Origin of the sequence: Micromonospora sp. NPDC023814 (genome assembly GCF_040639595.1) — a bacterium.
GTDB lineage: Bacteria > Actinomycetota > Actinomycetes > Mycobacteriales > Micromonosporaceae > Micromonospora.
Genome location: NZ_JBFAAF010000001.1, coordinates 185,916 through 209,455, shown reverse-complemented (window position 1 = coordinate 209,455; position 23,540 = coordinate 185,916). Strand labels below are relative to the sequence as shown.

At 72.7% G+C, this 23,540-nt stretch carries 18 protein-coding genes; 4 read left to right on the top strand and 14 right to left on the bottom strand.

The features are described 5' to 3' along the window. Positions 1 to 29: 29 nt before the first annotated feature. The 13 genes from ahcY to AB0G14_RS00895 form a co-directional block, all read right to left on the bottom strand. Positions 30 to 1,529: an adenosylhomocysteinase gene (gene ahcY / locus AB0G14_RS00955; protein ID WP_357692432.1), complete on the bottom strand. Its 1,500-nt coding sequence runs from the start codon at positions 1,527 to 1,529 to the stop codon at positions 30 to 32. A gap of 315 nt (positions 1,530 to 1,844) precedes the next feature. Further along, positions 1,845 to 3,008: a mannose-6-phosphate isomerase, class I gene (manA, locus tag AB0G14_RS00950; RefSeq protein WP_357692430.1), complete on the bottom strand. Its 1,164-nt coding sequence runs from the start codon at positions 3,006 to 3,008 to the stop codon at positions 1,845 to 1,847. A 3-nt stretch (positions 3,009 to 3,011) separates the two neighbouring features. Then, on the bottom strand, positions 3,012 to 4,013 hold the full coding sequence (locus tag AB0G14_RS00945; RefSeq protein ID WP_357692428.1) for a cation diffusion facilitator family transporter: 1,002 nt from the start codon (positions 4,011 to 4,013) through the stop codon (positions 3,012 to 3,014). Between the two features lie 76 nt (positions 4,014 to 4,089). Further along, positions 4,090 to 5,286: an SIS domain-containing protein gene (locus AB0G14_RS00940; protein WP_357692426.1), complete on the bottom strand. Its 1,197-nt coding sequence runs from the start codon at positions 5,284 to 5,286 to the stop codon at positions 4,090 to 4,092. Beyond that, positions 5,283 to 5,468, bottom strand: a complete 186-nt coding sequence (locus AB0G14_RS00935) for a Trm112 family protein (protein WP_350682673.1) — start codon at positions 5,466 to 5,468, stop codon at positions 5,283 to 5,285. Before AB0G14_RS00935 ends, AB0G14_RS00940 begins: the two co-directional genes overlap by 4 nt. Before the next feature lie 62 nt (positions 5,469 to 5,530). Then, on the bottom strand, positions 5,531 to 6,916 hold the full coding sequence (locus tag AB0G14_RS00930) for a phosphomannomutase/phosphoglucomutase (RefSeq protein ID WP_357692424.1): 1,386 nt from the start codon (positions 6,914 to 6,916) through the stop codon (positions 5,531 to 5,533). Between the two features lie 69 nt (positions 6,917 to 6,985). Continuing rightward, positions 6,986 to 8,125: a hypothetical protein gene (locus tag AB0G14_RS00925; protein ID WP_357692422.1), complete on the bottom strand. Its 1,140-nt coding sequence runs from the start codon at positions 8,123 to 8,125 to the stop codon at positions 6,986 to 6,988. Positions 8,126 to 8,465: 340 nt separating this feature from the next. Further along, positions 8,466 to 9,158: a deoxyribonuclease V gene (gene nfi / locus AB0G14_RS00920; RefSeq protein WP_357692420.1), complete on the bottom strand. Its 693-nt coding sequence runs from the start codon at positions 9,156 to 9,158 to the stop codon at positions 8,466 to 8,468. A 167-nt stretch (positions 9,159 to 9,325) separates the two neighbouring features. Beyond that, entirely contained in the window at positions 9,326 to 9,919 is a 594-nt protein-coding gene (locus AB0G14_RS00915) for a DinB family protein (protein WP_357692418.1), read from the bottom strand. A gap of 80 nt (positions 9,920 to 9,999) precedes the next feature. Continuing rightward, positions 10,000 to 10,434 carry a hypothetical protein gene (locus AB0G14_RS00910; protein WP_357692489.1) on the bottom strand — a complete coding sequence of 145 codons (435 nt, stop codon included), beginning with the start codon at positions 10,432 to 10,434 and terminating at the stop codon, positions 10,000 to 10,002. 10 nt (positions 10,435 to 10,444) lie between these two features. Continuing rightward, complete coding sequence (locus tag AB0G14_RS00905; RefSeq protein WP_357692415.1) at positions 10,445 to 14,803, bottom strand: toxin glutamine deamidase domain-containing protein; 4,359 nt, start codon at positions 14,801 to 14,803, stop codon at positions 10,445 to 10,447. 18 nt (positions 14,804 to 14,821) lie between these two features. Further along, positions 14,822 to 15,163 carry a hypothetical protein gene (locus AB0G14_RS00900; RefSeq protein WP_357692413.1) on the bottom strand — a complete coding sequence of 114 codons (342 nt, stop codon included), beginning with the start codon at positions 15,161 to 15,163 and terminating at the stop codon, positions 14,822 to 14,824. Beyond that, entirely contained in the window at positions 15,160 to 15,579 is a 420-nt protein-coding gene (locus AB0G14_RS00895) for a YbaB/EbfC family nucleoid-associated protein (protein ID WP_357692411.1), read from the bottom strand. The genes AB0G14_RS00900 and AB0G14_RS00895 overlap by 4 nt, the downstream gene beginning before the upstream one ends. Positions 15,580 to 15,653: 74 nt before the next feature. Here AB0G14_RS00895 and AB0G14_RS00890 point away from each other — a divergent pair, with 74 nt between their 5' ends. Next, entirely contained in the window at positions 15,654 to 16,886 is a 1,233-nt protein-coding gene (locus AB0G14_RS00890; protein ID WP_357692409.1) for an SUKH-3 domain-containing protein, read from the top strand. A 1-nt stretch (position 16,887) separates the two neighbouring features. Here the strand turns inward: AB0G14_RS00890 and AB0G14_RS00885 are convergent, their stop codons facing one another. Then, the gene (locus AB0G14_RS00885) at positions 16,888 to 18,327 is read right to left on the bottom strand and encodes an aldehyde dehydrogenase family protein (protein WP_357692407.1); all 1,440 of its coding nucleotides are present in this window, start codon (positions 18,325 to 18,327) and stop codon (positions 16,888 to 16,890) included. Between the two features lie 135 nt (positions 18,328 to 18,462). On the opposite strand from AB0G14_RS00885, the gene AB0G14_RS00880 reads away from it, so the two are divergent. The 3 genes from AB0G14_RS00880 (at position 18,463) to AB0G14_RS00870 (ending at position 23,285) form a co-directional block, all read left to right on the top strand. After that, the gene (locus AB0G14_RS00880; protein WP_357692405.1) at positions 18,463 to 19,899 is read left to right on the top strand and encodes a gamma-aminobutyraldehyde dehydrogenase; all 1,437 of its coding nucleotides are present in this window, start codon (positions 18,463 to 18,465) and stop codon (positions 19,897 to 19,899) included. A 5-nt stretch (positions 19,900 to 19,904) separates the two neighbouring features. Further along, positions 19,905 to 21,179, top strand: a complete 1,275-nt coding sequence (gene gabT, locus AB0G14_RS00875) for a 4-aminobutyrate--2-oxoglutarate transaminase (protein ID WP_357692403.1) — start codon at positions 19,905 to 19,907, stop codon at positions 21,177 to 21,179. Between the two features lie 171 nt (positions 21,180 to 21,350). Then, positions 21,351 to 23,285 (top strand): S8 family peptidase, encoded by a 1,935-nt coding sequence (locus AB0G14_RS00870; RefSeq protein WP_357692401.1) that lies wholly within the window; start codon positions 21,351 to 21,353, stop codon positions 23,283 to 23,285. Positions 23,286 to 23,540: the final 255 nt, after the last annotated feature.

The following is a 23,540-nucleotide window of genomic DNA, read 5'->3' as shown; positions in this document are numbered from 1 at the left end:
GCGGGCCGGCCCGGTCGGTGCGGGGAAGCTCAGTACCGGTAGTGCTCCGGCTTGAACGGGCCCTCGACGGAGACGCCGAGGTAGGCGGCCTGCTCCTTGGTCAGGGTGCTCAGCTTGGCGCCGAGCGCCTCCAGGTGCAGCCGGGCGACCTTCTCGTCCAGGTGCTTCGGCAGCACGTAGACGCCGACCGGGTATTCCTCGGTCTTCGTGAACAGCTCGATCTGGGCGATCGTCTGGTTGGCGAACGAGTTCGACATCACGAAGCTCGGGTGGCCGGTGGCGTTGCCCAGGTTCAGCAGGCGGCCCTCCGACAGCACGATGATCGCGTGCCCGTCGGCGAACTTCCAGAGGTCGACCTGCGGCTTGATGTTGACCCGCTCCACGTCGGACCGCTTCGCCAGGCCGGCCATGTCGATCTCGTTGTCGAAGTGGCCGATGTTGCCGACGATGGCCTGGTGCTTCATCCGGGCCATGTGCTCGTTGGTGATGACGTCGAAGCAGCCGGTGGCGGTGATGAAGATGTCCGCCTGCTCGACCACGTCGTCCAGGGTGGCGACCTGGTAGCCGTCCATCGCCGCCTGGAGGGCGCAGATCGGGTCGACCTCGGTGACCACGACCCGGGCGCCCTGGCCGCGCAGCGACTCGGCGCAGCCCTTGCCGACGTCGCCGTAGCCGAGCACGACCGCCATCTTGCCGCCGATCAGCACGTCGGTGGCCCGGTTGATGCCGTCGATGAGCGAGTGGCGGCAGCCGTACTTGTTGTCGAACTTGCTCTTCGTCACCGAGTCGTTGACGTTGATGGCGGGGAAGAGCAGGGTGCCGGCGCGGTGCATCTCGTAGAGCCGGTGCACACCGGTGGTGGTCTCCTCGGTCACGCCCTTGATGCCGGCGGCGATCCGGGTCCACCGCTGGCCGTCCTCGGCGAGCGAGCGGTGGAGCACGCCGAGGATGACCGCGTACTCCTCGGAGTCGGCGGACTCGACCGGCGGGACGGCCCCGGCCTTCTCGAACTCGACGCCCTTGTGCACCAGCAGGGTGGCGTCGCCGCCGTCGTCGAGGATCATGTTCGGGCCCTGCCCGTCGGGCCAGGCGAGCACCTGCTCGGTGCACCACCAGTACTCCTCGAGGCTCTCGCCCTTCCAGGCGTAGACCGGGACGCCGGCCGGGGCCTCCGGGGTGCCCTCCGGACCGACCACGATCGCGGCAGCGGCGTGGTCCTGGGTGGAGAAGATGTTGCAGGACGCCCAGCGGACCTGCGCGCCGAGCGCGACCAGGGTCTCGATCAGGACGGCGGTCTGGATGGTCATGTGCAGCGACCCGGTGATCCGGGCACCAGCGAGCGGCTGGGCGTCGGCGAACTCACGACGGATCGCCATCAGGCCGGGCATCTCGTGCTCGGCGAGCTGGATCTCCTTGCGCCCGAACTCGGCGAGCGACAGATCCGCCACCTTGTAGTCGCCCTCGGCGAGGGTGCTCGGCCGGGCCTCGGACGGCGTTCCACTTGCGGACGCCGGGAGGGTGCTGGTCATGGAAGCTCCTGTCGGACGATGTGCTGCGCGACCCTCCACCTTACGCGCGCGGGCCGCCGCGGAAGGGACCGGCCGGCGAAGAGAGCAGGAAGACAGAAGCGGGCAGCGCACGGGGCGGTCGGTCGTGGACGGACTCTCCGTCCACCAGCCGCCCGCCCCGTGCATCCCCCCGGTTTGGATCCCTCGCGCGCGTTCTCGGACCGTCGTCGCGATAACGCTGCGTACCCATAGAGTCACACTGTGCAGTGATCGCGTCAAGTCATTCCGGGAAAGTCGGACTTGCCCTGCACAGCGATCGCTGGGCTGGCGACCGGCTCAGCGCAGGCCGCAGCTCGCCACGTACGCCTCGCCCGTGCCCGCCACGCGCAGCGGCCCGGCGGCGGCCGTGCCGACCGCGGCCTGCCCCCGTCCGAGCGTCACCGCGCCCGTCCCGTCGTCGACCGAGAGCTCCCCCGCGCCGCAGAGCACCACGCGCGGCCCGGGCACCGACAGCGTCACCGCCGGCAGCGCCGCGCCCACCGTCACCCGGTGCAGCGCGAAGTCGTCCACCGGCACCGGCCAGGTGACCACCCCCGGGTCGACCTCCAGCGCCGGCACCACCGGGTCCCGGAGCACCTCGAAGCGCAGCACCCGGAGCAGCTCGTCGACGTCCACCCGCTTCGGCGTCAGACCGCCGCGCAGCACGTTGTCGCTGGCCGCCATGATCTCCACGCCGGTGCCCCGCAGGTACGCGTGCAGGTTGCCGGCCGGCATCCAGATCGCCTCCCCGGGCGCCAGCCGCACCCGGTTGAGCAGCATCGCCACCAGCACCCCCGGGTCGCCCGGATAGGCGGCGGCCAGCTCCCGGGCCAGCTCCGCGTCGGGCCCCGCGACCGCCGCCGACGCCGCGGCCCCCACCAGCGCGTCGCGCTCGTCGGCGGGCCAGGTCAGCAGCAGCCGTACGGCGTCGCGCAGCCCCGACGGGCCGGTGCGCAGCGCCGCCAGCACGGGCTCCAGCGCGGGTACGCCGAACCCGGCGAGCGCCTCCGCCGAGGCGACCGGGTCACGGAACCCGCAGAGCGCCTCCATCGGCGAGAGCGCGACCAGCAGCTCCGGCTTGTGGTACGGGTCGACGTAGTTGCGCTGCCCGTCGGGGCGGCCGGCGTCGGCGGCGTGCCCGGCACGGGCCTGCTCGGCGTCCGGATGCGCCTGCAGACTCAGCGGGGCGTCCGCGGCGAGCACCTTGAGCAGGAACGGCAGCCGGGTGCCGAACCGGCCGACGACCCGCTCGCCGAGCCAGTGGTCCGGCTCGGCGAGCAGCAGGTCGGTCAGGTCGACCCGGCCGCCGTCGCGGTCGACCGTGGCCGGGCCGCCCGGGTGGGCGCCCAGCCACAGCTCGGCCTCCGGGCCGTCGCTCGGCACCGGCCTGCCCTGCAACCGGGCGATCGCCGAGCGGGACCCCCACGCGTAGTCCCTGATCGGTCCGTACAGCAGTTCCACCGGTCAGCTCCCGGGCCGCCCGGCGGTCTCACCCGGCTCGGATCCCGGCACGGCGGTGTGCGCCGCGCTCCCGCTGCCCGCCCGCTCGGCGGCGGCGCTGTAGATGTCCGGCTCCAGGTAGATCACCCGGGCGGCCGGCACGGCGGCGCGGATCCGGGCCTCGACGACGTTGATGCCGCGGGCCAGCTCCTCGGCGTTGTCGCAGGCCGGCACGCCGATCTTCGCGGCGACCATCAGCTCCTCGGGGCCCAGGTAGAGCGTCTTCATGTGGATGATCCGCTCCACCTCCGGACCGTCCGTGACCGCCTTCTCGATGGCGGCGACGTCGTGCGCCTCGGCGCCCTCACCGAGCAGCAGGCTCTTGGTCTCGACGGCCAGGATGATGGCGATGGCCACCAGCAGCACGCCGATCGCCGCCGTACCCGCGGCGTCCCACTCGCCGTTGTCGGTGACCAGAGTCATGCCGACGCCGAGGAGCGCGAGGACCAGACCGACCAGGGCGCCGAGGTCCTCCAGCAGCACCACCGGCAGCTCGGGAGCCTTGGCCCGGCGGACGAACTTCACCCAGGACTGGTTGCCCCGGACGAGGTTGGACTCCTTGATGGCGGTGCGGAAGGAAAACGACTCCATGATGATCGCGACCACCAGCACGGTGACCGGCACCCACTGCCACTTGTCGATCGGGTGCGGGTCGGACCACTTGTGGTACGCCTCGTAGAGAGCGAACAGACCGCCGACGCTGAACAGCACGATGGACACGATGAACGCGTAGATGTAGCGCTCGCGGCCGTAGCCGAAGGGGTGCTGCGGGGTGGCCGCCCGCTTGGCCCGCCGGCCGCCGAGCAGCAGCAGCCCCTGGTTGCCGGAGTCGGCGACCGAGTGGATCGACTCGGCCAGCATGGACGACGACCCGGTCAGCACGAACGCGACGAACTTGGTGACGGCGATGCCGACGTTGGCCAGCAGCGCGGCGACGATCGCCTTCGTCCCGCCGTTGGCGCTCACGCCGCCGCCCCGTTCCGTCGCGCGGCGCCGCCGGGCACCGGCGCCCCGCGCCGCTCGACCCGCACCCTGCTATCGCTCACTGGTTCGCCAGCTCCTTCATCTCGGTGATGGCCGGAACGGCCATCGGATCCAGTCCGTGTGCCAGGGCGAGGTAGACCGAGGCGAAGTCCGGCACGGCGACCAGCGAGGCGAGCCGCTCCAGCGCGGAGCCGCCCTCGGCGGTCACCACGTCACAGCGCACACCGCGCCGCTCGGCGAGGGTCTGCACCGCGTCCGCGCGGCGCTCCTCGACGTCGAGCGGCTCGTCGGCGTCGTCCTCGGGGTTCAGCCCGCCGTCGCGCAGCAGCACCAGCCGCAGCCGGGTGCCAGCCGGCGCCTCGTCGTCGGGGTCGGCGAAGATGTCGCGCTCCCCCTCCGCCAGGCCGCCGAAGACGCCGTCGAGCAGGCCGACCCGCCCCCGCCCGGCCTCGCCGAGCGCCCCGCTGACCACCGGGTAGCGGGCGTTGGCGGCCAGGGTGTCGCCGAACCGGCGGGCCGCCACGGTGGCGAGCGGCGACGAGCCCCAGACGATCGGCACCGAGCCGGCCAGGCCCAGGGCGAGCGACTTCGCCGGGTTGACGAAGGACTCGGCCGTCGGGCGGCACCGGTCGGCTTCCGCGTCGAGCCGGGCCGCGGTCTCCGCCAGGTCCGCCTCGTTGACCTTCACCAGGCCGAGCGTACGGGCGGCGAGCAGGACCGGCACGGTGAGCGCCCAGAGGCTGGCCCGGGCCGGGGCGCGCCGGGGCACCGGGATGAACGGCGCCCGAGCCCGCTCGGCCACCGACTGCAACTGCGAGTCGGGCGCGCCGACGGCGACCAGCCGGGCGCCCCGCCGGTGCGCGGCCTCGGCGGCGCCCAGCGCCTCGGGGCTGCGGCCGGAGGCGCTCACGGCGATGACCACGTCGGCGGCCCCCACCCAGCCGGGCACGCCGGCGCTGCGGTGCGGGATGACCGGCACCGGGCAGCGCGGCCCGGCGACGGTGGCCAGCACGTCACCCGTACGGCCGGCGGTGCCGATGCCGGCGATGACGACCGCGCGGGGCCGGCCCTCGTCGGCGAGCACCTGGAGGTTCGCCTCGGCGGCCAGGGCGGCCGACTCGCGGACCTGCGCCCCGGCGGAGGCGGTGTGCCGCAGCATGCCGCCCGGGTCGTGCTCGGCGAGCGCGTCCTGGTCGTCGAGCAGGGCCTCGTCGGGATCGCGGCGGCCGCTGACCCCGGCCGTACCCTCGATCACGACCGCTCCGCGGGGCCGCCGCGCGCCTCGTCCAGCAGCAGCACGGGCACGTCGTCGCGGACCTCGAAGATCCGACCGCACTCGGTGCAGGTCAGCGTCTGCGCCTCCGCGTCGTAGTCGAGCGGGGCGTGATGCGTGTCCGGACAGGCGAGGATTTCCAGCAACTGCGGGTCCAGGGCCACGGCGCGGCTCCTTCCACGTATGCGGTTTCACCGATCGGCGGTGCCGACCGGCGCAGGCGATCTTATCGGCGAACCCGGTCGAGCACCTCGTCGCGGAGCGAGGTCATCCGCTCCCGGGTCGGGGCCTCGACGTTGAGCCGCAGCAACGGCTCGGTGTTGGAGGCGCGGAGGTTGAACCACGCGCCGTCCGGGAAGCGCAGCGTGAGGCCGTCCAGCTCGTCGGCCTCGGCCTGCGGGTACGCGGCCCGCACCTCGGCCACCTTGGCGGCCTGGTCGGCCACGGTCGAGTTGATCTCGCCGGAGGCGACGTACCGCTCGTACTCGCCGGCCAGCACGGACATCGGCAGCGACTGCTCACCCAGGGCGGCCAGGGTGTGCAACGCGGCGAGCATGCCGGTGTCGGCGAACCAGAAGTCCCGGAAGTAGTAGTGGGCGGAGTGCTCACCGCCGAAGATCGCGTTGGTGCGGGCCATCTCCGCCTTGATGAAGGAGTGCCCGACCCGGGCGACGACCGGCTCGCCACCGTGCTCGCGGATGATCTCCGGCACGGCGCTGGAGGTGATCAGGTTGTGGATCACCGTCGAGCCGGGGTGCTTGGCCAGCTCTCGGGCCGCCACCAGGGCGGTGATCGCGGACGGAGAGACCGGCTCGCCGCGCTCGTTGACCACGAAGCAGCGGTCGGCGTCGCCGTCGAACGCCAGGCCGATCTCGGCACCGTGCTCGAGCACCGCGCGCTGGAGGTCGACCAGGTTGGCCGGGTCCAGCGGATTGGCCTCGTGGTTGGGGAACGTGCCGTCCAGCTCGAAGTAGAGCGGCACGATCTCCAGCGGCAGCGCCGGCAGGACGGCGTCGCCGAGCACGGCCGGGACGGTGTAGCCGCCCATGCCGTTGCCGGCGTCGACGACGACCTTCAGCGGGCGGATCGTGGAGAGGTCCACCAGCTCGCGCAGGTACGCCGCGTAGCCGGCCAGCAGGTCGCGGCGCTCGGCCGGCGCGGTCGGCTCGCCAGCCGGGCGGGCCTCGTCCTTGTCCAACAGGGCCTGCGCCCGCTGGCGGATCTCGGCCAGCCCGCTGTCCTGCCCGATCGGCCGGGCGCCGGAGCGGCACATCTTGATGCCGTTGTACTGCGCCGGGTTGTGGCTGGCGGTGAACATCGCGCCGGGCAGCCCCAACGCGCCGGAGGCGTAGTAGAGCATGTCCGTCGAGCCGAGCCCCAGCTCGATCACCGAGCGCCCCTCGGCACGCACCCCGGCGGCGAAGGCGGCGGCCAGACCGGGACCGGTGGCACGCATGTCGTGCGCGATGAGCACGGCGTCGCCGCCCTCGCCGTAGGCGTCCAGCACCTGCGCGAAGGCCACGCCGAGGGCCTCGGCAGCCCGCTCGTCCCACTGGTCCGGCACCGTCCCACGGACGTCGTAGGCCTTCACGATCTGGGACAGATCAGACACCGGTATCGCTCCTCGCGCCGCAGGTCGTCAACGGCCTGAGCGTATCGGAGGGGCGCGGGGCGCCCCGGCTCAGCCAGGGAGCCGGGGCATGAACCTGGTCTGGTCGCCGCCGCCGGCCTCCGGGGGCGGGTCACCGGGTCGCCCGGTGGCGGGCGGAGCCGACGTCGGCCGGCCGTACTGCCCCGGGGCGGGCGGCGTCGACGTCGGGTTCCCGGGTGGGGCGGACACCGGCGGCGGGGTGGACCCGCCGGGCACCACCTGGGTGGCCTCCGGGGCCGGGCGGCTGCCGTACACGCCGCCGGCCGGACGCGGGGCGGGGGTGCCCCCGTACACGCCGGGGACGGGCGGCTGCTGGCCGTACACCTGGCCGGGCGGGACAGGGGCGGCGGCCGGGCCCTGCGCGGAGCGGTAGGTGGTGCCGCCGGGGTTGCGGGGCAGCGGGACGGGCGGCAGGTCGTCGGCGGGCTCCTTGTCCGCCCGGGAGCGGCGGAACAGCAGGAGAATGAGCAGGATCCCGACGGCCACCATGGCGATGCCGAAGAACATGACCACCGACCCGCCGCCGGACTCCTCCTCGGCGGCGTTGACGGTGGCCCCGGCGCCCTGCCCGGCGAGGGCCGCCAGGGCCGGCGACTCCTCGGCGGTCTTTGCCTGCGAGGCGACCGCGCTCGGGGTGGGCGACGGCTTCTTCGAGGGCGTCGGCGACGGGGAGGCCCGCCCGCCGACCACCCGGGACGCCTCGGCGCCCCGGCCCAGCAGTTGCCCGAGCGCGTTGCTGGCCGCGCCGGTGACCGTCAGCCGGCCGCCCGGCGCACCCTGGACGAACGCCACCCGGTAGCGCACCGTGATGCTCTTGCCCTTGCACAGCCGCGGGTTCGCCGGCGAGGTGGCCGGAGTGGCCACGCTGCCCCCGCCCCCGGAGAGCGACACCGGGAACCAATGGCCGCCCACGTTGACCTGCGCCCTGACCTGGTCGGCGCGCAGGCCGCCGAGGCGCAGCCCCAAGGTGGTACGCAGCAGCACGCAGCCGTCGCTGCGCTTGCGCACCTCGATCGAGACGCCCTCGGCGGAACCGCCGGCCGTGAAGCTGCCGGCCGACCGCACCCGGACCGAGTCGTCGGCGAGCGCCGGCGTCGCGCCGAGCGCCACCAGGCCACCCAGCAACGTGCAGACCGTCGCGAGCCGCGCCGCGTGCCGACGTACCGCCATGATCACCTCGCCGTTCCTCCCCCGACGGGGGTCCGCCGGTAGGCTACTACCGCCCCCGGGTGAGGCCCGGTCATAGAACGCTCCGGATGTGCGCCGCATTACCCCGGTGGTCGCGTCGCCGCACCTCACATCCGGTCCCTGCACCTGACCATCGTCAGCGGGGCGGGCCGGCACCTCGGCGTCGACACTCCCGGTGGTGCCCTCCGCGCGTTGTCCTGGCGGGCCGGGCGACTGGGGGTCTCGGGCGGGGTGTCTGCGGACGTCCCCGGGCGGGCGGGTGCCTGTGGACGTCTCGGGCGGGCGGGTGCTTGCGGGCGTCTCGGGCGGGCGGGTGCGGGCGTCAGCCCGCTTCGGCGGCCGCCAGCGCGTCGCGGCAGAGCCGGTCGGCGGTGCGGGTGGTCTCGGGCAGCCGGTAGCGCGGCGTCAACGCGAGCACCCGGGCCGTCGCGTTGTCGAGGCTCATCCGGTGGCCGACACTGACGAAGACCGGCTTCACGCCGTCCCGGGTACGCAGCACCCGACCCACGATCTCGTCCCCGTCGCGCAGCGGCGTCCACGCACCGCGCTCGTCGGCCGGCGGGGCCCACTCGCCGAGCAGCGGCGTCTTGCCCACCCCGATCGCCGGCAGGCCGGTCACCACGCCAAGGTGGCAGGCCAGCCCGAACCGGCGCGGGTGGGCCAGCCCGTGCCCGTCGCAGACCAGCACCTCCGGCCGCACGGTCAGCCGGTCGAGCGCGTCGAGCAACGCGGGCAGCTCGCGGAACGCGAACAGCCCCGGCACGTAGTCGAAGGCGGGCCGGCCCACGCTGACCGCCGAGTCGACCACCGCGAGCGTCCGGGCGTCCAGCACCGTCACGGCCGCCGCGAGGCGGTCGCCACTCTCGGCGTACGCGACGTCCAGGCCGGCCACCGTCGCCGGCTCGGCCGGCCCCGGCCCGACCAGGTCGACCAACGGCCGCAGCCGCTCCTGCACGGCCAACGCCTCCGCCACGCTGCCCGGCGCCACACTGGGCGCACCGGACACCTCAGACATGCCGACCTGCGCGATCCCCGATCCGTCCGTCGTCACGACGACCGGCCGGTGGCCTGCCTGCCGGCACTCTGCTGACCGGCGGACCGCTGGTCGGTGTCTGATTCAGCCATTTCGCCATGCTATTCCGGCCTCACAAACCACCCCGTCCACGGTGAACGGCGACGCTCCTACTGGCCGACGCGGCCGTCGATCAGCTCGCGGAGCAGGTCGGCGTGGCCGTTGTGCCGGGCGTACTCCTCGATCATGTGCACCAGCAGCTCCCGCATCGAGACCTCCCCGTCGCCGTGCCGCCCCGTGACCCCCAGGTCGTCGGACTCGGCGACGAAGCGCTCGGCGAACTCCACCTCCGCCCGCCAGGTGCGCCACGCCTCGGCCACCACCTCCGGGTCGCCGACCGCGCCGTCGAAGTCGCCGTCCGGGTCGGCCTCCGAGCAGTAGAGCTTCGGCGCGTCCTGACCGGCCATCGTCCGCCGGAACCAGCCCCGCTCCACCTCGGCCAGGTGGCGGACCAGGCCGAGCAGCGACAACTTCGATGGCGGTACGGCCCGCCGGGCCAACGCCTCGGCGTCCAGGTCGGCGCACTTGAGTTCCAGGGTGAGCCGCTGGTCGCGCAGGTACTCGACAAGGATCGTCCGCTCCTCTGAGTGGTTGCCGTCGGAGCGGGGGTCGTCGTCCGGGTGGACGAACATATTCGACCAGGCGAAGTTCTGGGTGGGACGGTCGGCGGCGGGGCTGGAGATGCCAGCAGGGGATTCAGCCATACGAGCGAAACTGACCGACACCGAACCGGAGCCGCAACAGGTTTCCAGCTCGCGGGGCATCAGGCTCAGTGGCGGAGGACTCAGCTGCTCTGCTCAGCCAGCGAAGGATCGGCAGCAGGGTCGCCCGCTCGCTGAAGCTCCTCCTCGAACATTACGAAAGTCCGGCGCCGGATGCCTCGAACCAACGCCAGTTCCTTTGTGGTCAACTGACGCCCCTCGGCCTGGGCGCTTTCCACGATGGCCCTGATCGTTTCGTACAACGCGAAAACGGGCCCCTCCCCCCGCAGGTAGCGACCGCGGTCATGTTCCGTCCACTCAACGAAGGAGTCCACCGTCAGGGAACTAATCTCTCCACCGACAGCAAACAGAATCTCCTCAATCAGGTCATCGGCGGGTTCCCACCCGCCCGTGGCGTGGGACAGCCGCCAAGCCCTGATACCACCATCAGGCGTGCCGACCATTTTGACTGGCGACTTGTAATAGCTGAAATAGGCCGGCAGCACCAACCCAGGCATCTCGGCCACCCTACGTCCCTCCGCCCAGTGTTGTCTGCAGCGCCTGCCAGAAATATCGCTGCTCCTCCTTGAGGACGCCGTTCCAGACGGCACGCTCCACCTGCGACATCGTACGACCCTGATCCTTGGCCACCGCCTTGAGGTCCCGCCGAACTTCGTACAGGGCATGCTCCCAGGAGGCCACATCGTCCAATGCTTGGAGGTGCAGGCGGAATTCCGCGATGTGCCCGTTTGACGTTCGCAGCGACATCTGAACATCCCGATATCCACTTGATTGAGGGGCAATGAAGCGGTCTTCGAATTCGACGATTTCCACGTCGACGTAACCATGAAGCACCTCAAGCCCTGCGTAGAGATCTGAGAGTTCACGAAAGGCGACCTTCGCAGCAGCGAGGTCGGTCAGCATCGAAACGTCCCCCCGATACTTAGCAACCTTGTCCTCAGCCCGCTTCCTATCCTTTGGCCTTGGGCGGCCGTCAGGCACGGCCGGCCCGGATGATTCAGCAGCCAGACGCTGCGCGAGAGCGACAACCTCCCTCTGCGCCTCGACCGCATCGACGTACAACCGGTCAAGGTACTTCGTCTGATACTCGGGATCATTCTTGCGAGCTACGTCAAACCCGGCCTGGGTCGCCCGGTCCCGGCCTGCCGGAAAAAGTGCGCCGATCCTTCGTTGATTGTCGGTGAGAGGCGTCTGCTGAGGCGTAGGCAACGGTCTGCGCGCAACTTCCTCGGCGCCTCTTTCCGTAATCTCATCGAGGACGGAGCCGAGGACGTCGATCGCCTGTTGGTGAATGGCCAGGTGGTGCAGTGTCACCGGACGCGCCGTCAGCGAGTTTGCCAGTTCCGGCGTGGCGAGGATCATCCGCGCCAGGTCGGGCCGTTCGACCAACTGCCGGACGAGGGTCTCGGCGAGCATCGGCTCGTCCTTCGGCGGCGTCCGCCACGTGTCGTCCAGCATTCGCTGTACGCGCGGCTCCGCGAACAGCCGTGCCACGTCCCGGGCGGCCGGCTCGTCGAGGTGCGGTACGAGTCGCCGGAGGTTCGGCGCATCGAGCCCGGCGGCCACCTCGACCGGGGTCACACCGGCGGCGAACACCCGCTCCAGGTCAGGCTCGTCGGCCAGAACGGCGCTCACGGGTTTGCCGTTCACCACCCGTTCCGCCTGTGCGCGTTCCCGTGCGGCCCGCAGCTCTTCCGGCGGGGCGTCGCCTCGATCGAGTGCCGGTCCCGGCTGTTCGGGCCGGGCTGATGGCAGCCCATCAGACGGGGCGGCCGACCCGGGGTCGTCGAGCAGGTACATGCGGTTGAGGTACGGCTCGCCGTACCCCTGGTCGGTCTCGGCGGGCGGGTGGTCCGGCAGGTCCGGACGCTCGCTGAACCGGCCGCGCCGCAGCCCGCCGAGCGGCATCGGTCGGGCGTCCGGGCCCAGCACCAGCACCTCGGTGTCGACAGCGTTGTACGGGTGCGGGGTGCCCTGGTGCCGGTACAGCGGCGCGTCCGACACGGCTCCGGTCTGCGGGTCGAGGTAGAGCACCGTGCCGTGCTGGTTGAGGGCGACCCAGATGTGGGAGCCGCCCTGCTCCCAGCTGTTGACGACGAAGGCGAAGCTGCCGTGGCCGCCGATGCGGAGCTGGTAATGGAGGTTGTCGTAGCCGGTGTCGACGGCCCTCCGCCGCTCGGCACCCTGAACGTCCTCCGTCGGCTGGCAGAGGCGCTGGAAACGCCCCCCGGTCACGTCCTCGATCCGCCCCATGCCGCCCAATTCACCGTCGATGGGGCGCGTGACGTCACCGGCCAGGTAGGCGTCGAAGGTGCGGGGCGCGGCCACCCGGGGCCGGCCGTGCATCCAGGTGTCGAACAGCGAGAGTGTGCAGTCGATGCAGTTGATGGCGCGGGTCGGGTCGGCTCGCGGCCCGCCGTCGTTCACCAAGCCGAACCAGCCACCGCGTCGCGGATCGGCGGTCCGCTTGACGCTCCCGTCGGGCTCGCGGGGCACCTGCCGCTCGATGTCGGTCTGGTGCAGCGCCAGCGGCGGACGCAGACCGCCGGGCTGGCCGTAGTTCCGCGACCGGTCGATCGGCGGCGGGTAGTCGTCCCTCGTCAGCGCCGAGCGGTCCGCGGTCTCCACGGCACCGAGTGCCAGGTCACCGACGTCGTCGTTGATCCCGCGGAAGTCCGTGTCGGTGACGGCGACGACGACCGGGGCGGCCGCCCCGGCGAGGACCTCTTCGGCCAGATCCCGCTGCTGGTGACACCAGCGCTCCCGTTCCCGGCTCTCCTGGAAGAAACGCTCGGAGGTGACACGGTGCCCGGCCTGCGCCAGCCGACGGCCCTCGCTGACGAGCCACCGGGCTTCGTCGTAGCTGCGGTCTGCGGCCTGACGTAGCCGGGCCGCGCTGTCCCGGCGGCGATTCTCCTCGTGGTTCGTCCGCTGGAACTGGAAGTGCCCCCGGTAGCGGCGTCGTTCGAACGCATCCCGATCCGCGGCCCACCTGGCGGCGTCCCACTCGGCGGTACGTGGACGCGGAGGTTGTTCTGCGGCTCCTGGCGGATGCGCCGCCCCGTCATGCGTCCGGGTCGCAGGTCCGTCCTCTGGAGCCTGGGGCGGCGACGGCGGGACGAGGGTGGGCGCGGTCTGCGGTGCCAGACCGCTCCTCGCCGTGGCCTCACCGACCGGCGTCTGCGTGGTGGCGGCGACCGGGTAGCTCTGCGCCGGGATGCCGCCAAGAGGGGAGGCGACCCCGGGATTGTTCGGCGTGGTCCCTCCGACCACCGGCGGGGCGGTTGTCGTGGCACTCGGATGCTGCGCGGTCACCCCGGCACCCGCTGCCTGTTCGACGACGTTGCCGGGGCCCGCCGACAGCGGGACTGTGGGCGCCGGAGGCGCTTCCGGCATGACCGAGGAGAGCGTCGGATCGAGTGGGGCGGCCGACGCGTCGACATGTGACGTCGGGGACAGCGCGGGCCCGGTGGCGTCGGGCCCAGGTGTGAGCTGGGGACCGTTCCGCGCTTCCGCGAGCGCGGGCTCGGCTGCCGGCGCGGCCACGGGAGTGGTGGAAACGATCTCCGCAGGCGCAGCCGGCAGCCCGGAGGAAGCCGCGCCCTGCTCAGGAAGCCGCACTCCGGGCTCGAAGGCACCCGGCCCGGGTGTCGCGCGCGTTTCGGGTGCCGGCGTGAGTTCCGCGGCCGGCGGGGCGACGTCGACGGGTGGGCCGGGTCGGGTTGCCGCCGCCTCCGGCGTCGCCAGCGGGTGCCGGGGCACATCCAGGTTTGCCGCCGGGCCTGCCGTGCCGGTCGAGGTCTGTCCCGCAGCCCCGCTGTCCATCGCAGTCAGCGACATGCCGGCCAGGGCGCTCATCTGGCCGTCGAGCCGGGCCTGCAGCGCGGCGTCGGCCTGGGCGGTGGCGGAGCCACGGGCACCGGACACGGCCGCCCGGGCCGCATCCTCCACGGAGGTGAGTCCCTGGCCGGTGGCGAGGCTCGCGGCCTGCTCGGCCATCACCTCGCCGGTCATCTCGCGGCCCAGGTGCTCCCCGATGCGGGCGCCCCGCCCGGTGGCGTGGCGCCCGAGGCCAGCCAGCGGCGCCACCGCTCCGCCGGCCAGGCCGCCGACCGCCGTCGTGCCCAGCTCCGTCATGTCCAACCCGTGCCGTCGGCCGGTCGAGTTCTGGTACGCCTGGGTGGCGAGGTTGATGCCGCTCTCCTCGGCCGCCTCGGACGCCCCGCTCAGCGCCGCACGCCGAGCGAGGCCCCGCACGCCGCCCTTGGTGACCTCCTTCGCCGCCCGCTCGCCGGCCTCCTTGAGCCCCTGCTTGAGGGACTTGCGGGCCAGTTGCGCCATCAGCCGCTTGAAGATCTGCTGCACGATCAGCCGGGTGGCGGTGATCGCCGCCCCGGCGGCGGGCGAGGCCGCGCCGGCGGTGAGCACCGTGGCGACCGCCAGCGACAGCAGCTCGATCACCAGGATGCCCAGCTCGATCCAGACCTCGAGCTTGGCGCCCTCGATGTCGCAGCCGCACTCCTCCACCAGCCGGCCCAGCTCGGTGCTGACGGCGAGCAGCACGGGCAGCGGTGCCTCGTCGCCCTCCGCGACCCGGCGCCAGGCGGTGTCGAAGGCGGCGGCGACCGCCCCGACGCCGCCGTACCCGCCGCGCACCTCGGCAGCGGCCGTGACGGCGTCGGCGTGCGGCCCGGCGAGCGCGGCGGCCACCGCGTACCACTGGTCGGCCAGCTCCCAGACCGCCCGCTCGTTCCCCTCCGGCCACTCGACGCCGATCACCCAGTCGAGGGCCTCGTAGACCCAGCCCGGCAGGTCCCAGGGCGAGTAGTCGAGCGGGTGCGGGATGGGGCTCGGCAACAGACTCATCCGGGTCTCCTCCGCGGATCAGCGCTGCTGGTGCCGGTCGCCGGCGCGGTCGAGCCGGCCGGCGCTCGACGCGTCCGTGCGGAGGTTGGCGTCGACGGACCGGACCACGTCGGCGCCGAGGCCCTCCAGGTGCCGCCCCACGCCCTCCCACACGCGCAGCACCAGCTCCTCGAAGCCCCGGTACTTCTGCTCGAAGGCCGCGCCGATGTCGTCCTTGCCCCACGGCCGGGATGCGCTCGCCGCCGCGATGGCCCCGCCCACCTCACGGCGCCGTGCGCCGACGGCCTCGCCGGCGAGCGAGAGGTCGGTGCCGCCGCGCCGGGCACGCTGCGGGTCGAGCCAGAGCTGCCCGTCCATCATTCGCCCCGGCGCAGCGCCGAGTCCGCCCGGCCCAGCAACGACCCGAAATCACCCGTACGCAGGAAGTCGACCGCTCCGGAGCCGGCGGGCAGGTAGCCGGCCACCAGTTCCTGGGTGGCGGAGGCGGCGGTCGCACCGGCCCGGTGGATCGTGGTGGTGATCTTCCGGCTCAACGCCTTCGCGTCCCGGTCGTGGTAGACGGAGGCGTGCAGCTCCACCGAGATCAGGTCGCCCCGGGCCCCGACGGTCGCGGTCACCTGACCGTCGTCGGAGCGCTCCGTCACCCGCAGCTCGGCGAGCCGGGCCCGCAGCTCGTCCAAACCGGACCGAAGTCGCCGGTAGTCCCCGTACACCTCGTCGAACCGCGCTCGTAGTGCGCGATTGGCGTCCCGGTCCACGCTCTCGCCCAACGCCACCCTCCCCGGTCACCGTCGGTAGGGCGAACCATACCGGCCGCCACGATTCCGTGGGGTCCGGTAGTTTCGAGCCCGTGATCGATCGCCAGCAGGCCGAGCAACTCGCCGCCGTGTGGGCCCGCCGCGAGTCACAGCGCCTGGGACTCGAGTGCCGCCCGACGGTCGACGAGTTCGACCTCGGTTACGTGATCACGTCCACTGTGTCCATCGACGCGAGGCCGGTGCCGGGCGAGCTGCCGACGACCGTGGTGGACAAGCAGACCGGCGAGGTGACCACCTGGCCGCGCGTGCCGGTGGAGATCGTCGAGCAGATGTACCGCACGAGCCGGGCGGAGGGTCCCGGCGCGCCGCGCACGGTCGATCCGGCGAGCCAACTGCTCCGCGAGATCCGCCGGCTGCCGACCCCCGGCACGGCGGCACACCTGACCGTCGAGGGCCGGCTGTTCCGCGCTCAGGGGGCCAAGGGCGACGTCGAGCTGCACCACCACCCGTTGGTCCGCGCCTACCTGGATGAGCTGCCCGCCGGCCACCTGGCCCGCGGCGGCGACCGGCACGCCGAGCTGATCGTCGTCTCGGACGCCCTGCACGACTTCGACCACCGCCGCGCCGCCGAGGGCATCGCCCCACTGGGCATGGCCGACGCGGAGACGCTGCTGGGCGCCGCCCGGTTCGAGGTCTTCCGGGTGCGCGAGCCGGGCGACCCGTACGGCGGCAGGGCCGAGCGCGCCTGCGACTCGTGTCTCAACTTCCTGGTGCACTTCAACGTGTTGCCCTGGTCCGAGCTGGCCTTCACCGCCGAATGGCATCCGGAGCCACAGCGCCCGCATCATCCGGACCGCTTTCCACCCGCGGTCGCGGACGCGTTGATGGAGGCCGGCTGGGAGGACAGCGAGTTCAATTCGGCCCTGGCCGCTGGGGCCATCCGCGAGACCTGTGAGGTCACCGGCCAGCGGCACGGCCACGAGCCGTTCCCGGCGGCGGAGCGGGCGCTGACCGCCTTCCCCGCCGTCGTGAGCAGTCGCCGGGGCCCCGGCGAGGAGGTGTGGATCAGTCGGTTCACGACCAATCCACTCCGGAGCGCGCACTCGGCCGACACGCTGGCCGATTTCGCCGCCGTCCTCGGGGTGCGGCTCTTCCCCATGGGGTCCGAGCATGGTGACAGCATCCTCGCTGTCGACGAGCGAAGTCGGGTGTTCGCGTTGGACCAGGCCGGCGAGTGGTTCCTCGGCGCGGACGTCGACGCCGCGCTGACCACTCTGCTGCTCGGCCGCGCCCCGGCCCGCGTCCGCGACGACGGCACCTGGTGAGCTACAACGTCACGCCGGTCAGCACCATGACGCGCGGGTCGGTGTAGTCCTCCATCGCGCTGCGCAGTCCCTCGCGCCCGACGCCGCTGCCCTTGACCCCGCCGTACGGCATCTGGTCGGCCCGGTACGACGGCACGTCGCCGACGATGACCCCGCCGACCTCCAGGGCGCGGTGCGCGGCGAAGGCGACATCCAGGCGATGGGTGAAGACGCCCGCCTGGAGCCCGTACGCCGAGTCGTTGACGGCGGCGAACGCGGCCCGGTCGTGCTCGACGCGGGCGACCACCAGCACCGGCCCGAAGACCTCCTCGGCGCTGACCCTGGCGTCCGCCGGCACCCCGGTGAGCACCGTCGGCGGGTAGGTGGCGCCCTCGCGCCGGCCGCCCACCTCGATGGCGGCGCCGGCCGTGACCGCCTCGTCCACCCACGCCTCGACGCGGCGGGCGGCCTCCTCGGACACCAGCGGGCCCACGTCGGTCAGCTCGTCGGACGGGTCGCCCGTGCGCAGCTCCTGCACGGCCGCGACCAGCCGGGGCAGGAACGCGTCGTAGAGCCATTCGTGCACGTAGACCCGCTGCACGGCGATGCACGACTGCCCGGCCTGGTAGTTGGAGAACGTCGCTATGCGGTGCGCGGCGAAGGTCAGGTCCTCGTCGGTGTTCCAGTCCTCGCAGATCACGGCGGCGGCGTTGCCGCCCAGCTCCAGGGTGACGTGCTTGTCGGGCACGGACCGGCGGATCGCCGCGCCGACCGGCCCGGAGCCGGTGAACGACACCACCGGCAGCCGGGGGTCGGCGACCAGCTCGGCGGCGCGCTCGTTGGGCAGCGGCAGCACCGAGAACATGCCCTCCGGCAGGTCGGTCTCGGCGAGCAGCTCGCCCAGCAGCAGCGCGGACAGCGGGGTGGCGGGGGCGGGCTTGACGACGATCGGGGCGCCGACCGCGATCGCCGGGGCGACCTTGTGCGCGACGAGGTTGAGCGGGAAGTTGAACGGCGCGATGCCGAGCACCGGCCCCTTCGGCACCCGCCGGACCAGGGCGATCCGCCCGGTGGCGGCGGAGTCGGTGTCGAGGCGTTGCAGCTCGCCGGAGAACCGTCGGGCCTCCTCGGCCGCCCAGCGGAAGGTGGAGACCGCCCGGCCCACCTCGGCCCGCGCCCACTTGAGCGGCTTGCCGTTCTCGGCGGTGATGAGCCGCGCGATCTCCTCGGCCCGCTCGGCGAGCCGCCGGGACACGTGGTCCAGGGCCGCCGCGCGGGCGTGCGCGGGCAAGGCCGCGGCCGTCTCGGCCACCCCGGCGGCTGCCGCGACGGCCGCTTCGACCTGGGCGGCGGTGGCGAGGGTGGTACGACCGACGGTGCGCCCGTCGTAAGGGTGGTGGACGGTCAGCTCGCCCTCGCCGTGGGCGGGGCGGGAGGCGACATAGAAGGCTGCGGACTCCACGTGGAGCAGCGTAGACGACCGACCCTTCCACTGAAACAGTCGCGTCAACCCTTGTCTGCCGCGAATTCAGTGGCCAAGATGGCAGTCAGATTGCGATAACCGCCGCAGACCGCCCCCTCTCGGAGTGAGCCCGTCATGAGTGACCAGCAGCAGCTGCGCAACTTCGTCAACGGCGACTACGTCGAGCCGACCGACGGCGGCTACGCCGACCTGGTCGACCCGTGCACCGGAGAGGTCTTCGCACAGGCCCCGGTGTCCGGGCCCGGGGACGTGGGCACGGCGATGCGGGCTGCCTCCGACGCCTTCGAGACCTGGCGGGACACGACCCCGGCCGAGCGGCAGAAGGCGCTGCTCCGGCTCGCCGACGCGGTCGAGGCCCGCGCCGCCGAGCTGGTCGACGCCGAGGTACGCAACACCGGCAAGCCGCGTCAGCTCACCGCCGAGGAGGAGTTGCCGCCGGCGGTCGACCAGTTCCGCTTCTTCGCCGGGGCGGCCCGGATGCTGGAGGGGCGCTCGGCCGGCGAGTACATGGCGGGCCACACGTCGTACGTGCGGCGCGAGCCGATCGGCGTCTGCGCGCAGGTCACCCCGTGGAACTACCCGCTGATGATGGCGGTCTGGAAGATCGCCCCGGCCCTGGCGGCCGGCAACACGGTGGTGCTCAAGCCGTCGGACACCACGCCGGTGTCGACGCTGCTGCTGGCCGAGATCGCGTCGGAGTTCTTCCCGCCGGGGGTGTTCAACGTGGTCTGCGGCGACCGGGACACCGGTCGTACGCTCGTGTCGCACCCGACCCCGCAGCTCGTGTCGATCACCGGCTCGACCCGCGCGGGCATGGAGGTCGCCTCCGCCGCGGCCCCCGACCTCAAGCGGACCCACCTGGAGCTGGGCGGCAAGGCCCCGGTGGTGGTCTTCGACGACGCGGACGTGGCGGCGGCGGCCGAGGCGATCGCGGTCGGCGGCTACTTCAACGCCGGGCAGGACTGCACGGCGGCGACGCGGGTGCTCGCCGGCCCCGGCGTCCACGACGACTTCGTGGCGGCGCTGGCCGAGCAGGCCCGCAACACGAAGACCGGCGCGCCGGACGACGCGGACGTGCTCTACGGCCCGCTCAACAACGCCAACCAGCTCTCCCGGGTCAGCGGCTTCGTCGACCGGCTCCCCGACCACGCCGACCTCCGGACCGGCGGCTCGCGCCTCGGCGAGCGCGGCTACTTCTACGCCCCGACCGTCGTCAGTGGGCTGCGCCAGTCCGACGAGATCATCCAGGACGAGGTGTTCGGGCCCGTCATCACCGTGCAGCGGTTCTCCGACGAGGACGAGGCCGTACGCTGGGCCAACGGCGTCGACTACGGCCTGTCGGCCTCGGTCTGGACGAAGGACCACGGCCGGGCGATGCGGATGACCCGGCGGCTCGACTTCGGCTGCGTCTGGGTGAACACACACATCCCGTTCGTCTCCGAGATGCCGCACGGCGGCTTCAAGCACTCCGGCCACGGCAAGGACCTCTCGGTCTACAGCCTGGAGGACTACACCCGGATCAAGCACGTCATGCACAACATCGAGGGCTGAGCGCGATGGCCTCCTCGGACGAACTGCACAAGCGGCGCGGCGCGGCTGTGGCCCGTGGCGTCGGCAGCACCATCGCGTCCTACGTGGACCACGCGTCGGGCGGCACCATCGTCGACGTCGACGGCCGGGAGTGGATCGACTTCGCGGCCGGCATCGCCGTCACCAACGTCGGCAACTCCGCGCCGCGCGTGGTCGAGGCGGTACGGGCGCAGGTCGAGCGCTTCACGCACACCTGCTTCATGGTCGCCCCCTACGAGTCGTACGTGGCGGTCTGCGAGCAGCTCAACGCGCTCACCCCGGGCACGTTCGACAAGCGGTCCGCGCTGTTCAACTCGGGTGCCGAGGCGGTGGAGAACGCCGTGAAGATCGCCCGGCATGCCACCGGGCGGCCGGCGGTGGTGGTGTTCGACCACGCGTACCACGGCCGGACCAACCTGACCATGGCGCTGACCGCGAAGAACATGCCGTACAAGCACCGGTTCGGGCCGTTCGCCGGGGAGGTCTACCGGGTGCCGATGTCGTACCCGCTGCGCGACGGCGGGCTGGACGGGTCGACCGCCGCGGCCCGCGCGATCGAGACGATCGAGAAGCAGGTCGGCGCGGAGAACGTCGCCGCGCTGCTGATCGAGCCGATCCAGGGCGAGGGCGGGTTCGTCGTACCGGCGCCGGGGTTCCTGCCGGCGCTGCGGGAGTGGGCGACGGCGGCCGGGGTGGTGTTCGTGGCCGACGAGATCCAGACCGGGTTCTGCCGCACCGGCGACTGGTTCGCCTGCGAGCACGAGGGTGTGGAGCCGGACCTGGTCACCCTGGCCAAGGGCATCGCCGGCGGCCTGCCGCTGGCCGCGGTCACCGGCCGGGCCGACCTGATGGACGCGGTCCACGTCGGCGGGCTCGGCGGCACGTACGGCGGGAATCCGATCGCCTGCGCGGCGGCGCTCGCGTCGATCGCGACCATGCACGAACTGGACCTGGCGGGGGCGGCCCGCCGGATCGGCGCGGCGATGACGGCGCGCCTGCGCGCCGTGGCGGACCGCGATCCCGGCGTCGCCGAGGTACGTGGCCGGGGCGCGATGCTCGCCGTGGAGATCGTCCGGCCCGGCACCCTGACGCCCGACCCGGTCGCCGCGGCGGCGGTCTCGGCGGCGTGTCACGCCGCCGGCCTGCTCACCCTGACCTGCGGCACGTACGGCAACGTGCTGCGCTTCCTGCCGCCGCTGGTGATCTCCGACGCCGAGCTGCGTCGAGGGCTGGACATCCTGGACGAGGCCTTCGGCACGTAGCGGCGCGGGTGCGGGGCGGCACCACACCCACCCCTATCTTTGTTTCCCCCGAGTAACCAAACATCGATCGATCTACACATCGCGCCGCGGACGATCTACGCTCTTGCTCACTTTGATCAATTGCGATCGATGGCGGGACCCGCCGTCAGGAGCGAGAGGAACACCCGAGGGATGACACTTCCCCACCTTGCCGCGCGCCGCTGGCGTCTCGGCGTGATGACCGCCGCCGTCGCCACCGCCGTGGCGTTCGGCGCACCCGCGACGGCCGCCCCCGCCGAGGGGCAGATCCTCCTGGCAGGCGGCCCCACCGCCGTCGACGAGTCGTACATCGTCGTGTTCAAGGACGCCACCGTGGGGCGGACCGACGTCACGAAGAGGGCGCGCGACCTCGCCGGCCGGCACGGCGGCGCGGTCAACCGGACGTACCAGAACGCGCTGCGCGGGTTCGAGGCCCGGATGTCCGAGGCCGAGGCCAAGCGGCTCGCCGCCGACCCGTCGATCAGCTACGTCCAGCAGAACCACACCGTGCGGATCAGCGGTACGCAGAGCCCCACGCCGTCCTGGGGCCTGGACCGGCTCGACCAGCGCGCGCTGCCGCTGAACAACTCGTACACCTACCCGAACACCGGCTCGGGCGTGAAGGCGTACATCATCGACACCGGCATCCGGTTCGGCCACGGCGACTTCGGCGGCCGGGCCGTCACCGGGTTCGACTCGATCGACGGCGGCAGCGCCGACGACTGCAACGGGCACGGGACCCACGTGGCCGGCACGGTCGGCGGCAGCGCCTACGGCGTGGCCAAGGGCGTCACCCTCGTCGGCGTCCGGGTGCTCGACTGCCAGGGCAGCGGCACCGACGCCGGCGTCATCCAGGGCGTCGACTGGGTGACCGGCGACCACGCCGCCGGCCAGCTCGCGGTGGCCAACATGAGCCTCGGCGGCGGCTTCAGCCAGGCCCTCAACGACGCGGTGGCCCGCTCCATCGCCGACGGCGTCAGCTACGGCCTCGCGGCCGGGAACGACTACGGGGCCGACGCCTGCGACAGCTCGCCGGCCAGCACCCCCGCCGGGATCACCGTCGGCTCGACCACCAACACCGACGCCCGCTCGTCGTTCTCCAACATCGGCACCTGCCTGGACATCTTCGCCCCCGGCAGCTCGATCACCTCGGCCTGGCACACCAGCAACACCGCCACGAACACCATCAGCGGCACCTCGATGGCGACCCCGCACGTGGTCGGCGCCGCCGCGCTCGTGCTCGCCGCCAACCCGTCGTTCACCCCGCAGCAGGTACGCGACAAGCTCGTCGCCGACGCCACCAGCAACGTGGTGACCAGCCCCGGCACCGGCTCGCCCAACAAGCTGCTCAACCTCGGCGACGGCGGCACCACGCCCCCGCCGACCACCGGCTGCACCCAGACCAACGGCACCGACGTGACGATCCGGGACAACGCCACGGTGGAGAGCACCATCACCATCGCGGGCTGCACGGGCAACGCCAGCGCCACCAGCACGGTCGCGGTGAACCTGGTGCACACCTACATCGGTGACCTCGTCGTCAGCCTCGTCGCCCCGGATGGCAGCGCCTACACCCTGCACAACCGCAGCGGCGGCTCCGCCGACAACATCAAGCAGACCTACACCGTCAACCTGTCCGCCGAGGTCGCCAACGGCACCTGGAAGCTGCGCGTCCAGGACGCCGGTGCCGGCGACACCGGTTACCTGAACAGCTGGACGCTCAACCTGGGCGGCTCCGGCACGCAGCAGTGCACCGGCACCAACGGCACCAACGTGACCGTCGGTGACAACGCGACGGTCACCAGCACCGTCGCGATCAGCGGCTGCACCGGCACCGCCTCGTCCAGCAGCAAGGTCGCGGTGCAGATCGTGCACACCTACATCGGGGACCTGGTCGTCAGCCTCGTCGCTCCCGACGGCAGCGCCTACACCCTGCACAACCGCAGCGGCAGCTCCGCCGACAACATCAACCAGACCTACACGGTCAACCTCTCCGCGGAGACCCGTAACGGCAACTGGACCCTGCGCGTCCAGGACGCCGCCTCCGGCGACACCGGCTACATCGACACCTGGACGCTGACCCTCTAGGTCTCCGGAACGGACGGCCCCGGCGGGCCGCCACCGTCGCAGGGCCCCTCGCCGTCGCGGCGAGGGGCCCTGCACCGTCACGGCGAGGCGACTTCGTCCCTCCCGTCGCCCGTGCTTCCCGTACGCCGCCTGGTACGGACCGGGAGCGCCGCACCGTTCACGGGTCACACACCGGCGTCCCCGACTGGGCCACACCGCAGCGCTTGACCTGAAGTCGGGTTGAACTCCTAGCGTCGTGGTCACCGGACGAAGGAG

What these genes read in the sequence shown, in the direction of transcription:
- ahcY (WP_357692432.1), bottom strand. Translation starts at nt 1,529, where the DNA reads ATGACCAGCACCCTCCCGGCGTCCGCAAGTGGAACGCCGTCCGAGGCC.
- AB0G14_RS00900 (WP_357692413.1), bottom strand. Translation starts at nt 15,163, where the DNA reads ATGATGGACGGGCAGCTCTGGCTCGACCCGCAGCGTGCCCGGCGCGGC.
- AB0G14_RS00905 (WP_357692415.1), bottom strand. Translation starts at nt 14,803, where the DNA reads ATGAGTCTGTTGCCGAGCCCCATCCCGCACCCGCTCGACTACTCGCCC.
- gabT (WP_357692403.1), top strand. Translation starts at nt 19,905, where the DNA reads ATGGCCTCCTCGGACGAACTGCACAAGCGGCGCGGCGCGGCTGTGGCC.
- nfi (WP_357692420.1), bottom strand. Translation starts at nt 9,158, where the DNA reads ATGTCTGAGGTGTCCGGTGCGCCCAGTGTGGCGCCGGGCAGCGTGGCG.
- AB0G14_RS00910 (WP_357692489.1), bottom strand. Translation starts at nt 10,434, where the DNA reads ATGCCTGGGTTGGTGCTGCCGGCCTATTTCAGCTATTACAAGTCGCCA.
- AB0G14_RS00880 (WP_357692405.1), top strand. Translation starts at nt 18,463, where the DNA reads ATGAGTGACCAGCAGCAGCTGCGCAACTTCGTCAACGGCGACTACGTC.
- AB0G14_RS00915 (WP_357692418.1), bottom strand. Translation starts at nt 9,919, where the DNA reads ATGGCTGAATCCCCTGCTGGCATCTCCAGCCCCGCCGCCGACCGTCCC.
- AB0G14_RS00870 (WP_357692401.1), top strand. Translation starts at nt 21,351, where the DNA reads ATGACACTTCCCCACCTTGCCGCGCGCCGCTGGCGTCTCGGCGTGATG.
- AB0G14_RS00925 (WP_357692422.1), bottom strand. Translation starts at nt 8,125, where the DNA reads ATGGCGGTACGTCGGCACGCGGCGCGGCTCGCGACGGTCTGCACGTTG.